The sequence below is a fragment of the Sinorhizobium alkalisoli genome, assembly GCF_008932245.1.
GTDB classification, from domain to species: domain Bacteria; phylum Pseudomonadota; class Alphaproteobacteria; order Rhizobiales; family Rhizobiaceae; genus Sinorhizobium; species Sinorhizobium alkalisoli.
Genome location: NZ_CP034910.1, coordinates 1,807,819 through 1,822,215 on the forward strand (window position 1 = coordinate 1,807,819; position 14,397 = coordinate 1,822,215).

Genomic DNA, 14,397 nt, shown 5'->3' on the forward strand with positions numbered 1-14,397 from the left:
TCAGTTGCCCTCTTCCAGCCAGAACGTATCGGTCTTGTAGACGCCGAAATAGCTCGTCGGATCGAAGCCATAGAGCCCCTCATCCGGGAAGTTGCGCAGTTTCTCCGTGACGAGGATCGGCTGTAGCGATGCGTTGACCAGTCCTATCGAGAAGACCTGGTCCGTGTAGATGGAGAGCATCTCCTTCCATATCTCTTCCCGCTCGGCAGCGTCGGAGGAAAGCCTCCAGCGCTTGAGAAGCTTGAGAAGCTCGACGACCGACGGCATATCGGGCGCCTCACCCATCTCGCCGTGGGACATGTAGTTGAGCCCCCAGACCGGCCATTGCAACTGGTCATCCGCAGTCGGCGCGAGCTGGCCGGGATTCATGTCTGCCGTCGGCACGCCGTTGTCGATGCCGAACCACAGCGACATGATGATCTCGCCGCCGACGGCGCGGCTGCGGAAGGTATCGCGCTGCGAGGCACGGATGAAGAGCGATATGCCAACCTTGTGCCAATAGTCGGCGACAAGCTGGAGCACATCCGTATCGAGCGTGCTTTCGCCGGGCGTTTCCACGACGATTTGCGCCCTGCGCCCGTCGGGCAGGAAACGGATGCCGTCGCTGTCGCGTTCGACGAGACCGGCCTCGTCAAGCAGCGCATTGGCGCGATCCGGATCGTGAGCGATCCAGGCACTGGCGAATTCAGGCGCGAAGAGCGGGCTCTCCGGCAGGACGGTATCGGCGCTTTCCTTCGTCAGGCCGTAGAACATCGCCATGTTGATTTCGCGCCTGTCGATCGCCAGCGACAGGGCCCGGCGGACGCGCACGTCTCTCAGCAACGGCCGCCAGACCGGATCTGCGCAGTTGAGATTCGGAAGCAACGCAAGGCGCGAACCTTGCGTCTTTTTCCACAGCTTGACCTTCACCGGATAACGCTTCTCAGCATCCTTGAGGAAAGTGTAGTCGACAAAGTCGATGCCGGTCGCCTGCAGGTCGCTCTCACCCGTGCCGGCCTTTGCCGGAATGAGCGCGGACGAGCTGACACTGAGCACGAACCGGTCGATATAGGGCAATTGCAGGCCGTTTTCGTCGACGCGATGGAAATACGGGTTGCGCTCGAAGATGAACTGTTCGGCCGGCAGCGGCGTGGTGTTGCGCCAGGGATCGAGCGTTGGAAGATCCGGATTTTCAGGGCGATAGGAGCGCGCCATGCGCATATGCAATTGGCTCCACTTCTTCAGGCGCTCCTGCCTGAGGATCGCCTTCAGCTTTTCCTCGTCCTGGTACTTCTCGTGGAACTGCTTGAGGTAGGCGGACGGCACGGCAATGACCAGTGGCTGCGGCGCGGCAAGCTTCTGGAGGAAATCCGGGTTGGGCACCGACCAGGAATAGCGCAGGGTGCGCTCGTCTAGGGTTTCGAACTTCCCAGCCTCCCCATCGATGACCAGTGCCGTTGGCAGGCCAGCCGGCGACAATTTCTCGTTAAGCAGCACATCCTCCCAGCAATAGCGGAAGTCCTCCGCCGTCAGCGGCGTGCCGTCCGACCATTTGTGACCTTCACGCAGGCGGAAGGTGAAGATGCGATCCTCTTCCGTCTCATAGCCCTCGAGAACATCGGGGTGAAGGTCGAGATTCTCATCGTAGCCGACCAGCCGGGCATAGCCGTAGATCGTCATTAGGCGAATATCCTTAGCGCTGCCGATCAGCATACGGAGCCTGCCGCCATGGCGGCCCGGTTCCCGTCCCATCGCAGCGACCTTGATTACCCGCGGGATCTTCGGCAGTCGTTCATTCAGCGGCGGCACCTTGCCTTCAGCGACGAGCGGCGCCAGAGCGTCGAGCTCGCGCGTGGCGCCGAGCAGCGATCTCGGCAACGCCGTCGAGGCGAGCATGCCGAGCGCGGTTCTTCGCGTGATCACCGTCGTAACTCCCTTGCATCCACCGATTTCCGGGCGAGCACGAAATGACCGCCGCCGAGATCGGCGGGAACCAGCGCATCCCTCTCGCCGCCGCCGACGAACTGTGCGCCCCATTGCCGCTGATCCGAACCGCCGCTCGCCTGGAGCGACTCGAAGTCGAGCTTGCGGTCGAGGTCCGGATAGGGCACGGCCGCCAGCAGCGATTTCGTATAGGGGTGGACGGGGTCGCGCATCAGCACCTCGCGCGGCGCCAGTTCCACGATGCGGCCGGCGCACATGACGGCAATGCGGTCCGCCATGTAGTCGACGACGGCGAGGTTGTGCGAGATGAACAGCATCGTCAAGCCGAGCTCCTTCTGCAGATCCTTCAGGAGGTTGAGGATCTGCGCCTGCACCGACACATCGAGTGCCGAAACGGGCTCGTCGCAGATCAGCAGCTGCGGCAGGAGAGCCAATGCTCGCGCAATGCCGATGCGCTGCCTTTGGCCGCCGGAGAAACTGTGCGGGTACCGGTTGATGAAACGCTGGTCGAGGCCGACCGCCTGTAGCAGGGAGCGCACGGTTTCGACCCGCGACCGCGGCGTACCCCGGCCGTGAATTTCAAGCGGTTCGCTCAAGATGTTCTTGATCGTCAGGCGCGGAGAGAGCGACGACACGGGATCCTGGAAGACCATCTGGATCTTCGTGCGCATCGCCTTGAGGTCCGCCCCTTGGAGCTTCAGGACATCCACCGGCCCGTCACCGTCGTCGAAGGCGACAGAGCCGCTATCCGGAGTCACGGCTCGCATAAGAATCTTGCTGACCGTCGTTTTGCCGCAGCCACTTTCGCCGACCAGACCCAGGCATTCGCCGCGGCGAATATCGAAGCTGACATTGTCGACCGCCCGGTGACGCGAACCGTCGTCGCCACCAAACCAGCCGGAACTGCGGGTCGTGAACGTCTTCGAAAGATCGCGCACCGACACGAGGACATCCGGTCCGGCCGCTCGTTTCGCCTGCTGGCTGCCGATCAGCGTGTCCGCCTTGACCGGCACTTCGCGAAGCGCCTTCAACCGTTCGCCGGGCTTCATGTCGAAATGCGGCACGGCGGCCATCAGCCCCTTCAGATAAGGGTGCTGGGGATTGCGAAAGATCGCATCGACCGGGCCGGCCTCGACGATTTCCCCATGATAGATTACCACGACCTCATCGGCCATGTTGGCGACGACGCCGAGATCATGCGTGATCAGCAGCATTGCCATGTTCATCTTGGCCTGGAGCTCACGCAGGAGCTGGAGAATCTGAGCCTGCACCGTGACATCGAGAGCGGTTGTCGGCTCGTCGGCAATCAGCAGCGCCGGCCGACAGATCAGTGCCATCGCGATCATCGCGCGCTGCCGCATTCCACCGGAAAGCTCGAACGGGTACATGTCGTATGCTCGCTTCGGATAGGCAAATCCAACATATCCCAGAAGCTGCTCGGTCCGCTGCCGCCGCTCGGCCTTGTCCGCATCCGTATGAATCGTCAGCACTTCGGAAATTTGGTTTCCGACCGTATGGAGCGGCGACAGCGACGTCATCGGCTCCTGAAAGATCTTGCTGATGCGCGCACCGCGAATCTCGTGGATCTCGCGTCCATCGGGCTCCAGCGCCAGAAGGTCGACAGGCTTTCCAACCGCCTTCGGGTCACTGAACAGGACCCGCCCGCTGACCTTGGCCACGCTCGGCAGAATGCCCATGATCGCCTGGCTGATCGCCGATTTTCCCGAGCCGGACTCACCGACGAGCGCGGTCACCTTGCCCGGCAAAATCCTGAAGTTGGCCCCCCGGACCGCATGCACTTCGCCCCCAAGAACCGAAAACGTGATCCGCAGACCCTCAACTCGCAGCAGGTCCGCTCCCAAGCTCATTGCAACACGCTTCCTTCGCGCCACTCCTCGCATAATCCGGCTTGGTATTATGCAAGCAACCCCAAAGTGTTATCAGCGCCGCTCGCGCATCCGCGGCGGCCGTCAAGCAAAAACAGTAGCCTAGGTTCAACAGGCTGTCCAGCAGACCGGAAGGCGGGTGAATTCGCCTAAAAGGGGCAAGTGCCGTTCGTCAACACGTCGGTGCAAAATGGCGAGCGACGGAAATCGTCGTAGTAGAGCGTCCAGTCGGTGGTATCGGCAGCGCGATAGGGACCGAATTTGAAATACTGGTTTTCACCAAGACCCTTGTCCGCATGACCGATATGGCCTTTCACCGTCACGATCGGCTTACCATTGGCATAGAGCTCAATGTGGCCGGTACCGTCGGGGCCAGGTTTGGTGTAGACGGCGAAATCGATCCAGCCGGAGTCGGGATGGGGCAGCGGGTTGCCATGATTGGTAACCCTCACGGCCGTCGTGCAGGAATTGAAGAGGCTGCCGTCTTCCGGCTCCCAATTGCTGTCTGCCGCAACCAGAATGCGCATCTGGTTAACGTCAGGGCGGAGCCAAACGGGCGTCTCGCCGGCGCCGCAGCGTGCGGGGACATTGTCGGGCCCGGTCGAAGCCGGCGGCAGGTAATTCGTCTCTACGGTCGCGAAAAGCTTGCCGAGATCCATGCGCAGCGCAAGGAAGGGACTGAAATCGCCATCCGCACCGGGGTCGATCTCGCGTTTCCACTGCGCGATGAGGTAGCGGTGATCGCCGTTCGGGATGGGATCGTCGAACTTTACCGCGAAGCCGTACCAGACGCCCTCGTCGTAAGGCACGCGCAGCTCTGTCTTTTCCCAGATTTCCGCCCGCTCGCTGCACCCGTCGTTCAGGCTTGGGCAATGGGGTACCACGCTGAGCTTCAGGCCCCCAGTGCCCGTTCTTTTGACGAGGCTTTGAAACTCGACCGATCCAGCACTTTGTTCGAAGTTCTCACGGTAATAAAGGCCGCCCTCCGGGGCGAAATCCTTGCCGTCGAAGCCGTCGACGAGCTTGCGCTCCGTCGGCGGCTGCGACGATTGAGCACCCGCAACGCCGGGCAGAATGAAAATGGCAGCCAGCAAAACGACGCGAAGCATTGAACTCCTCATTGAAGCATCTTGTCGATCAGACCGCGCGGCCCCGACACCTGTTTCTTGTTACGATAGAGCAACATGACATGCTCGGCTTCGGAGAGTCCATCCTCAACCGCGCGCTCTGCATTCTCGTCCACGATCGCGGCAAGGGCAGTATCGCGCGGGTAAAGCACGGTGAACTTCTGGCGCACCCCGCGCAAGGTCTCCTCGCCAAGGGTCAGCCAGTCGCCCCCGCAGTAGTTGACGAAGGCTTCGCTGGCGACAACGCTGTGGCCATATTTCTTCGTCAGGCTCTGCAGCCGCTGCACCTCGTTCACTGCGGAGCCGAAGACTGAGAACGTCAACCGGTCCCGAAGCCCCACATTGCCGAACATGACATTGCCCACATGCAGACCGATGCCAAAGCCGATCGGATCGCGGCCAAGTTTTTTCCGCTCGGCATTGAGGGCGGCCATGCGCGCGCTCGCTGCGCCGACGGCCGCGAAAGCCTCTCGGCTGGCCAGTTCCGACGGCTCCCGGTGCCTGCCGCAGGGATAGACGGCGATGAAGCCGTCGCCGACAAAGCTCAGGATTTGACCGCCGTTGCGATTGAACGGCGTGGCGATAGCGTCGAAGAAGCCATTCAGCGTTTCGATATAGGCCTGCCGCCCCTCCTTCTCCGCCAACATGGTGGAATCGCGCATGTCCGCCATCACCAGGGCAGCGCGAACCGTCTCGCCATCGCCGCGCCGAACCTGTCCGCTCATGACTCGCCGTCCGGCATTGGCGCCAAGATAGGTCGTCAGCATATTGTCGGCGAGCTTGCCGAGCACGGCGACCTTTGCGGCGATCGCCAAGTGGTTCTGGAGCCGCAACAAGGCCGCGATGACGTCATCGCTGAAGCCGCCGTGGCGATCCGTCGTCCACGAGCCGACCATGCCATGCTCGGATTCTGCGCCGAGCGGCTGCATGAACGCGATATAGTCGGTTGCGCCCTGCTCCTTCAACTCGTCAAAAATCGGAAACTCCGACGGTTCAGACGGGTCGATGCGCCGTCTCACATGGTCGAGATTGTTGCTGAGCAGGTAATAATAGGGGCTCTCCAGGAAGCGCTGCGGATTGCGTGCCAATTCCTCGTGGCGCAATCCGGTCACCTCGATGCCCCTGCCGCGCCACCAGGTAAAGCCGAGTGCGTCATAGAGCGGGTGCAGCATCGAGAAAGACAGATGGACGCGCATCAGCGGCAGGCCCGCCGCCGCGAGCCTTTCGCAGAAGCCGCGCACGATCGTCTCCAGCGTTTCGTCGCTAAGCGAAGTGCGCATGAGCCAATCCGCAACCTTGTCCAGGAGGATTTCGGAAACATTGCCATCGGATTGGCTCATTGGATGTCCTCATCGTTGCGGTGGCGTCCGCTCCCGCTACGGCAGGACGGCAAAAGGGATCGCCTGACCGGGGCAGCATCAGAAGTTTCGCACCGTCGAATTAGAAAAGTTCACGCCGCATTGCGGCAGACTCGTACGGCGACCGGGTGTCGCCTGCCCTCCGCAGATATTCACGGTCGGGCAGGATTTCCAGAGACCTCCGCAATTTTCGATCGCAGAGCGACTCTTACACGAAACGTCGGCTCCGTTTGCACCCTCGAATTGCCGGGGTTGCGTGGAGCGGAACGGCCCGTGCTTGACTTGAGGCTGCATTATCGCCAACAAAACGGAATCGAAATGGCAGCCGCACCATGGTCAGATCGACCGCCTGAGAACACTGGAAACTTAACTTGACCTCCCCTCATCACGACCGGCTCCTCGAATCGATTACAGCGCACGCCGCCCATGTCGGCGTCATCGGATTGGGCTATGTTGGCCTGCCGCTCGCCATTGCCGTCGCGCGCTCTGGTTTTTCGGTAACCGGCTTCGACATCGACCCTGCGAAGATCGTCGCACTCGATGAGGGGCGCTCGTATGTCGAGGCAGTTACGGACGACGCTCTCGGACGCGAAGCGGAAGCCGGGCGCTTCCGCTCGACGACCGATTTCGCCGGCCTCGGCCTCTGCGACGTGATCGTGATCTGTGTACCGACACCGCTCACCAAGCACCGCGATCCCGACCTCTCCTTCGTGGAAAAGACGTCTCACGCGATCGCCAAGACCTTGCGGCCGGGTCAGCTCATCGTGCTGGAGTCGACTACCTATCCCGGAACCACCGATGGCGTTGTGCGCGCGATCCTCGAGGAGACGGGACTGAAGTCGGGCGCTGACTTCTTCCTCGGGTTTTCGCCAGAGCGGGAAGATCCCGGCAACCGCGCCTTCGAGACGGCCAGTATCCCCAAGGTGGTCGCCGGCGACGGTGCACTCGCCGCGGCGCTCATGGAGCGGTTCTATGGCGCCGTGGTGGCGTCGGTCGTGCCGGTCTCATCCAATGCGACGGCCGAGGCGGTGAAGCTGACGGAGAATATCTTCCGTGCGGTCAACATCGCGCTCGTCAACGAACTCAAGGTCGTCTACGACGCGATGGGCATCGATATCTGGGAAGTGATCGAGGCCGCCAAGACGAAACCGTTCGGCTACATGCCTTTCTATCCCGGCCCAGGACTCGGTGGGCACTGCATCCCAATCGATCCGTTCTATCTCACATGGAAGTCGCGCGAATACGAATTGCCGACCCGCTTCATCGAACTCGCAGGCGAGATCAACTCGGCCATGCCCCGCCATGTGGTCGGACGGCTCGCCGAGGCGCTCGACCGCCGGCAGGGAAAGGCGCTGAGCCGCTCGAGCGTGCTCATCATCGGCCTTGCCTATAAGAAGAACGTCCCTGACATTCGCGAGAGCCCGTCGCTGAGGCTGATCGAACTGATCGAGGAACGGGGCGGCAAGGCTTCCTTCCACGATCCGCATGTGGACGAAATTCCCTCGACGCGAGAGTATCCTTCGCTGAAGGGACGCCGGTCTGTCGCCTTCGACGAAGACACAATCCGCCGTTTCGATGCCGTGCTTGTCGCGACGGACCATGACGCCGTCGACTATGCCGCCCTCGTCCGCTGGGCGCCGCTGATCATCGACACGCGCAACGTCTTTGCGCGCCGAGGACACTCGGCGGACCACATCCTCAAGGCATGACGGAAGAACCGGCGACCCCACTAGATCACGATGATTTTAGGTCGGATGGACCTAAATTCATAAACGTGATCGATTCTAAAGAGTTGGCGCGGGATGCGGGGCGGAAAACCGCGCACACTTTTCCTCATCCCGCGCTAGCGAACCGTCCCGGAAAGATCGCCTTGAGGTTCTTTGCAGCCATTGCATAGCCGCCGGCGGCACCGTCGATGAAATGCATGTGATCGCGGCTCATGGGTGTGGGAACGATGCAGGTCATCAGTGCCGAGTCCTGCCGATGCAGTCCGTACCGGCAAACGCGTGCGTCCACCCCTCGCTCCAGCCGCTCTTCGATGCGGCGCAACCGATCGGCGCTGACGTCGATCGTCATCTTGAGCCCGTCATCGAACTTGCGGAAATCGGAATTGCTGGCGAGATCGTGCTTGTATTGAGCGACATCGAATTTGCCAAGATTGAGGCCTAGCCGGAAGCACAGGAAGAGCACGAGGCTCTGCAGTGCGATCCACGACCAGGCGAGCAACCGCCAGCTTCTCGAAGCCACGGCGCGCGATTCGACCGTGACCCCGTTGATCGACAGACGCGGCTCCGGGCCGTCTTCGGGCACCGGGTGCGCCGCCCGCTCCTCGCCCTCGGCCAAGGCCACGATCTCGCCGATCAAGGCCTGGAATTCGGGGCCGCTGCCACGCTCGCCCGGCAGGGCGATGATCGAGACGATGGCGCCGTGTCTTGAGACGATCGGGCTCCAGCGGCAGGAGAGGCCGGTCAAGTCGGGCCTCGTGCCAGGCGGCGCCGCCTCGACCTGGTAACGGCCTGCTTTCATCTCGGCTTCCGCCCAGCTTGCGCCGCCGCCGGAAAACATGGCGTAGGAGACCTGCTCGCTCGCCTTGAAGCGGGCCACGCGCATGTCGAGCCCCTGTGCCCGAATGTCGGAGACGGGCACCAGCGCAGCACGCAACTCGAGGCCGAGTTCCTCCGCCACCCAGGTCTTGGCCGCCGCGAGGGCCGATCGCGCCTTGACCGCCACCGCCGCCGGTATGGCGGCAAGCGCCCCGTCGCCGCCGAAGACGAAGGCCAGGTTTCGCTCGTCAAGCGCATTCATGAGCGCTGATATCACGCTGGCACCGGCGGTATTGACGCTCTTGTACTTCCCGTCCGCAATCGCGCCGGTAGAATTGACAATGTCGGCAACGGCGAGCAGCCAGCCTTCAGGCAGGGGCCTGTAGTTGGCCTCGTCTGCAACGCCTTCGAACGCCTCGAAAAGCGGTAGGTTCGCGTAGAACTGCATGTCGGCCGCGTTAGCCATGGATATCCATACCCTTCAACTGATCGCGCGAGCGGGCCCGCTACCGGATCAGCGCCCGATCAACATCTATCGCGTCCCGCCGATGGACAAACACGTTGGTGCGCCAAAACAGAGTTTCAAGGGGGGCTCCGGTCGGCCGCACCAGAGATGCAGTCCGGCCGCGAGGCGCGAATGCCTTGCAGGACCATGATAATGTGTGCTTGTCTAGTCAGCGCGCTTTAGGCAAGGGGCTCGAAGCGGGCAGGATAAAGCCGGATTGGAATGCAGGAAGAAACCTTTCGCGTGAGGTTCTGGGGCGTACGAGGCAGTTTGCCGGTTTCCGGTGAGCAATTCCTGGCCTATGGCGGCAATACCTCCTGCATCGAAGTCCGCTACGGCAACGAGGTGCTGATCTTCGACGCCGGTTCCGGTATACGGGAAGCCGGGCTGTCACTGATGCGGGAAGGCATATCGAAATTCGATGTCTTCTTCACCCATAGCCATTACGACCATATTATCGGCCTGCCCTATTTTAAACCGATCTACCGCTGCAGCACGGCGGTGCGTTTCTGGTCCGGGCACCTTCACGGGCAGATGTCGACCCGGGAGATGATCAACGAGTTCATGCGGCCGCCGTGGTTCCCGGTCGGCACGGGAATATGCGAAGCCAGCCTCGACTGCGTCGACTTCGGTCCTGGCGATACGCTTTCTCCCCGAGACGATGTCTCCGTCCGAACAATGAGCCTTGTTCACCCGGGCGGCTGCGTCGGCTACAGGGTCGACTGGGGTGGCCGCGCTGTCGCGCTCATCTATGACACGGAACACGAGCCGGGCATCCTCGATCCCGCGCTCCTCGATTTCATCGCCGGCGCCGACCTGATGGTCTACGACTGCACCTATCTGGAATCGGAAATTCCGACCTATCGTGGCTTCGGTCATTCGACAGGTATGCACGGTTCACGCTTGGCAAAGGCCGCCGGCATTCCGCGGCTTGCCATGTTCCATCACGACCCTTCGCGCACCGATGCGGCGCTTGCCGCGATGGAACAGGAAGTGCAGGTTTTCTTTCCCGGTGCGTTCGCCGCTCGCGACCGCCAGATCATCGACCTATGAGATCGGCGACGCTGCGCCACCGGCAGGCGGGGTGCGACGCGGTGATTTCGAACAGCTTCGACAGGAACGCCCAGACGCTCTCGTCGTGAACCAGGTGGTGGGTGAGGATTCCGACCGTTCCCTCGCCATCACTTACCTCGTCCAACCGCCGCAGGATTTCGTGGACGAGCATCGCGTGATCGCGACCGCCGCGTGTCCCCCGCCAATCCATCACGTCCACATGGGTATTGATGAAAGCGAGCTCCGGCCGGCGAAGGGCGGCGGCTTTGCCGGCGGCCTCCGGGCCGAAGACCGAGAGCGCCCTGAATCCGATATTGGAGAGTTCGGCAACTACCCCGGCATCGATGCGGTTCCACGGCGGGACGAGCAACGGCACGAAGGCCGCGGGAAAGAGCATGCGCAGACGCGCATATCCGGTGCTCAATTCCCCGACGATCGCGCCGCTCGGCCGGTGCGCTCCGAGTTCCTGCCGCTTTTCTCCCGCCGAGGCGTGATTTTCGTGCGACCAGCCGTGAACCGCAACGCTGATGCCGCGGCGTCCGGCGACGCAGCGCGCGAGGCGTTCGTCGGTATAGGCGGGTATGACGGCCAAGGTCGCCGGCACGGAGAAGCGCTCCGTCAGGTCGAGCAACCGGTGAAGCGCCGCGGTGGGTTCGACCGCATCGTCGTCGCGCAGCCAGAAATCGACACTTTGCCCGGCGTCCTGCAAATGGTCGAGGCGGTCGATCAGCGCCTGCCAAGCGGAATGCCCGGTCATGGCTTGCTCCTCACATAATGGTCGAATATCCCGCCGAGGCGCTGAGCGGCAGCCGGAAGTGAGCGTTCTTCGAACACGAAACGGCGCGCACGCTCGCCGCATTCGGCCAGAAGCGTCTCGTCATCGCGAAATCTCCGGATTGCCGCAGCGAGAAGCGCGACGTCCCCGGGCGGCGTCAGAATTCCCGTCTCACCATCCTTGACGACCGCAGGCACGCCTGCCGTCCTTTGCGCTACGACCGGCAAGCCCGCCGCCTGCGCCTCGAGATAGGAAAGCCCGTATGCCTCACCGCAGCCGGGCCAGACATAGAGATCGGCGCTAGCCAGAATTCCGGCGATCGCCCCCGGCTGCGTCGCACCGGCCCAGTCGAGCCGCTCTGCCGGGAGGAAGGAAAAGGCATCAGAAACCTCCGCGCTGGCAGGACCGTCCCCGACGACCGTCAGCGTCCAGGGCAGATCGACAAGGTGCTGCAAAGCACGCGACAGCATTCGAAAGCTGTCCATCTTGTCGCCCGGCCGCATCATGGCAACCGAGATCAGCCGGAAGCTCCCGCTCTTTCTTCTTTCCAGTTTCTCGAAAGGCGCTACGTCGATGAAGGGCGAGAGCATCGCATAGCGCCCGTCCGGGATTGCGCTCTCCAGTCCCTCCCGATCTCGCTGAGTGAAACAGACATTGACGGCGGCCTGCCGCGCACCGGCGGCCACCTCGTCCTGGGCAAGCTTCCAGGGCCCGTGACTGCGACGGGACGAATAGGAGCTCTCGGCCGTCACATAGGGAATGGAGAACTCCGCCGACAGGCGGGGACCGATCAGGTCCGGGGACTTGTAGTAAGGATGGTAGCAGAACCACGCATCGGGTGCGCCGCCCTGCCGCCAGAGGGCGCGAAGGCGCGCGATCTCCTGATCTGCCTGCAGGCGTAGCGTCGAGAAATCCGCATGCGAGGCTTCGCGCGAGAAGCTTCGCAAGCGCGAAGCGATGTCGACCTCATGCCCTGCCAGTTGCAGCGCTTCGATGAGCATGCGCGCCATCTGCCGGTCGCCCGAGGGGACTGGGTGGTCAGGGGGTTTCAGAGGCGCATGGAACGCGATTTTCATTGCGCCGCGAGCTATCCCGCCTTCCAGACCCCATGTCAACAGCAGGCACGAGCACTCTCGTGCTCGCAGGATCAATCACTCAGCCTGCTGCCGCGGCCCGGACGAACTCTCCGGAATCATGCCGATGGCCGAGCTTTTCCGAGAGCTCTTTCGCCGCGTCGATCAGGACACGGAGATAGGCATCGCGATTGCGCAAACCGTCCTCCTTGGGGGCGACAAGGCAGAGTGTAGCGATGCAAATTTCGCCCGCATCATAGACCGGCACGGCGAAGCAATGGGTGAAACTGTCTACGATGCTGTTGAAAGTGAAGTAGCCGTTCTTCTTGGCTTCGCGGACTTGCGCGATGAATTCGGCCGGGTCGAGCCGATGCCCGTTCGGCAGCAGGAAATCCTCCTGCGGGATGAAGGCCAGTAGCTCCTCGTCGCTCATATGATCCACGAGCAAGCGGCCAGAAGCAGTCCACGGAATGGCGACCGGTTCGCCGATATTCGTCGAGATGCGGAAGGGCCGGCTGCCCTCGTTCATCAGAACGACGGCATATTTATTGCCTTCCAACTGGCACATCTGCGCGGTTTCGCGCGTCTCTTCGGCAATCCGCGCGAGCAGATGCTCCGACTCGCGGATGAGATCGAACTGCTCGGCATAGGCGGCGCCGAGAAAATAGAGCCTGCGGCCCAGAAACACGCGGCCGTCGTCGCCCCGATATTCGAGCACGCCCTGACGGAGAAGCAGATTGACGAGTTCATAGACCGACGAACGCGGTGCCTCGATCCCCTGGGCGATTTCGTTCGGGCGGAGCGGCTGGCGCTGAAGACGCAGGAAGTCGAGGATCTCGAAGGCCCGGTCGAGCCCCCGTGCCCGGCGATTGATCGTGTCTGCTGCGTCCGTCATCGCACCCTCGGTTTAGATCGGAACGCGACGAGAAGGTCCCATCCCGCTCCGGCCACTTGGAAGATCACTTCATTTAGCCTTGTAGGCCACGCAGTCAACTTCAACCTTGCAGTCGACCATCATGCGCGACTGCACACAGGCGCGTGCCGGCGGGTTCATGCCGAAATATTCGGCGTAGACACCGTTGAAGGTCCAGAAGTCGCGCGGGTCATCGAGCCAGACGCCAACCCGGACCACGTCTTCGATCCCGTAGCCCGCCTCGTGAAGGATGGCGATCATATTCTCGATCGCCTTACGGCTTTCGGCAATGATGCCGCCGCCGATGATCTCGCCGCCCTCCATGGCAACCTGGCCCGAGACATAGAGCCAGCCATTCGCCTCGACGGCGCGCGCAAAGGGCAAGGCCTGCTTGCCCGCACCGGTTTCGCCCGTCCCATAACGCTTGATCGTCACACGTCACTCCACTTCTTGATTTTTCAGCTGAATGTCAATTGAACGCCGAGGATTTCAGGAATTCCGCCAGCCGCTCCGTCTTCGGCTTCACAAACATCTCGCGGGGGTCGCCCTCCTCGCCGATCCGCCCCTGGTTCATGAAGATGACCCGAGACGACACCTCGTAGGCAAAGCGCATCTCGTGCGTGACGATGAGCATGCTCATGCCGTCTTCCGCGAGCCCCTTGATCACCTGCAGCACCTCGTTGACGAGTTCCGGGTCGAGCGCGGATGTCACCTCGTCGAAGAGCATCAGCCTCGGATTCATGGCGATGGCGCGGGCGATTGCGACGCGCTGCTGCTGACCGCCGGAAAGCTGACCGGGGTAATGGTCGATACGGGAGAGGAGCCCCACCCGGTCGAGCCATTTCTCGGCAAGCGCCCTTGCTTCGTCGCGACCCATCTTCTTCACCTTGATCAGCCCCAGCATCACATTTGCCGCGGCGCTCATGTGCGGAAACAGATTGAACTGCTGGAAGGCCATGCCAGTCAGGGCGCGCTGGCGAGCGATCTCGCGCTCCGGCTTGCGACGGCGCACGCCGCCAACCGTCTCGTAGCCGATTTCCGCGCCATCGAGGGTGATGGTGCCACCCTGGAACTCCTCGAGCATGTTGATGCAGCGGAGCATTGTCGTCTTGCCGGAACCGCTCGAGCCGATGATGCTGATCACCTCGCCCTGGCGCATCGTACAATCCACGCCCTTCAGGACCTCGACCGTGCCGTAGCGCTTGTGAAGATCACGGATTTCGAGAAGATTGTTCATCGGG

Annotated in this window: 12 protein-coding genes; 2 read left to right on the plus strand and 10 right to left on the minus strand. The window is 62.2% G+C overall.

The genetic code is table 11. The features are described from left to right. The 4 genes from EKH55_RS26215 to EKH55_RS26230 form a co-directional block, all read right to left on the minus strand. On the minus strand, positions 1–1,902 hold the full coding sequence (locus EKH55_RS26215; protein WP_151613749.1) for an ABC transporter substrate-binding protein: 1,902 nt from the start codon (positions 1,900–1,902) through the stop codon (positions 1–3). Then, positions 1,899–3,791, minus strand: a complete 1,893-nt coding sequence (locus tag EKH55_RS26220; protein WP_151613750.1) for an ABC transporter ATP-binding protein — start codon at positions 3,789–3,791, stop codon at positions 1,899–1,901. The genes EKH55_RS26215 and EKH55_RS26220 overlap by 4 nt, the downstream gene beginning before the upstream one ends. Positions 3,792–3,958: 167 nt before the next feature. Continuing rightward, the gene (locus tag EKH55_RS26225; protein ID WP_151613751.1) at positions 3,959–4,918 is read right to left on the minus strand and encodes a polysaccharide lyase family 20 protein; all 960 of its coding nucleotides are present in this window, start codon (positions 4,916–4,918) and stop codon (positions 3,959–3,961) included. Positions 4,919–4,926: 8 nt separating this feature from the next. Continuing rightward, positions 4,927–6,276, minus strand: coding sequence for an adenylate/guanylate cyclase domain-containing protein (locus EKH55_RS26230; RefSeq protein WP_151613752.1), 1,350 nt, complete (start codon positions 6,274–6,276; stop codon positions 4,927–4,929). A gap of 389 nt (positions 6,277–6,665) precedes the next feature. Here EKH55_RS26230 and EKH55_RS26235 point away from each other — a divergent pair, with 389 nt between their 5' ends. Then, on the plus strand, positions 6,666–8,003 hold the full coding sequence (locus EKH55_RS26235) for a nucleotide sugar dehydrogenase (protein WP_151613753.1): 1,338 nt from the start codon (positions 6,666–6,668) through the stop codon (positions 8,001–8,003). Between the two features lie 124 nt (positions 8,004–8,127). Here the strand turns inward: EKH55_RS26235 and EKH55_RS26240 are convergent, their stop codons facing one another. Further along, positions 8,128–9,303, minus strand: coding sequence for a DUF3095 domain-containing protein (locus tag EKH55_RS26240; RefSeq protein ID WP_151613754.1), 1,176 nt, complete (start codon positions 9,301–9,303; stop codon positions 8,128–8,130). A 261-nt stretch (positions 9,304–9,564) separates the two neighbouring features. Here EKH55_RS26240 and EKH55_RS26245 point away from each other — a divergent pair, with 261 nt between their 5' ends. Further along, complete coding sequence (locus EKH55_RS26245; RefSeq protein WP_069457195.1) at positions 9,565–10,395, plus strand: MBL fold metallo-hydrolase; 831 nt, start codon at positions 9,565–9,567, stop codon at positions 10,393–10,395. On the opposite strand, the gene EKH55_RS26250 is transcribed toward EKH55_RS26245, so the two are convergent. The 5 genes from EKH55_RS26250 to EKH55_RS26270 all read right to left on the minus strand — a co-directional run bounded on the left by EKH55_RS26250 (position 10,382) and on the right by EKH55_RS26270 (position 14,393). Next, a complete protein-coding gene (locus EKH55_RS26250; RefSeq protein ID WP_151613755.1) occupies positions 10,382–11,152 on the minus strand; it encodes a polysaccharide deacetylase family protein in 771 nt (256 codons plus the stop codon). The genes EKH55_RS26245 and EKH55_RS26250 overlap by 14 nt on opposite strands. Further along, a complete protein-coding gene (locus EKH55_RS26255; RefSeq protein ID WP_151613756.1) occupies positions 11,149–12,246 on the minus strand; it encodes a glycosyltransferase family 4 protein in 1,098 nt (365 codons plus the stop codon). The genes EKH55_RS26250 and EKH55_RS26255 overlap by 4 nt, the downstream gene beginning before the upstream one ends. Positions 12,247–12,325: 79 nt before the next feature. Further along, the gene (locus tag EKH55_RS26260; RefSeq protein ID WP_069457192.1) at positions 12,326–13,138 is read right to left on the minus strand and encodes an IclR family transcriptional regulator; all 813 of its coding nucleotides are present in this window, start codon (positions 13,136–13,138) and stop codon (positions 12,326–12,328) included. A 69-nt stretch (positions 13,139–13,207) separates the two neighbouring features. Next, a complete protein-coding gene (locus EKH55_RS26265; RefSeq protein ID WP_151613757.1) occupies positions 13,208–13,591 on the minus strand; it encodes a RidA family protein in 384 nt (127 codons plus the stop codon). Between the two features lie 34 nt (positions 13,592–13,625). Further along, complete coding sequence (locus EKH55_RS26270; RefSeq protein WP_151613758.1) at positions 13,626–14,393, minus strand: amino acid ABC transporter ATP-binding protein; 768 nt, start codon at positions 14,391–14,393, stop codon at positions 13,626–13,628. Between the last annotated feature and the right edge of the window lie 4 nt (positions 14,394–14,397).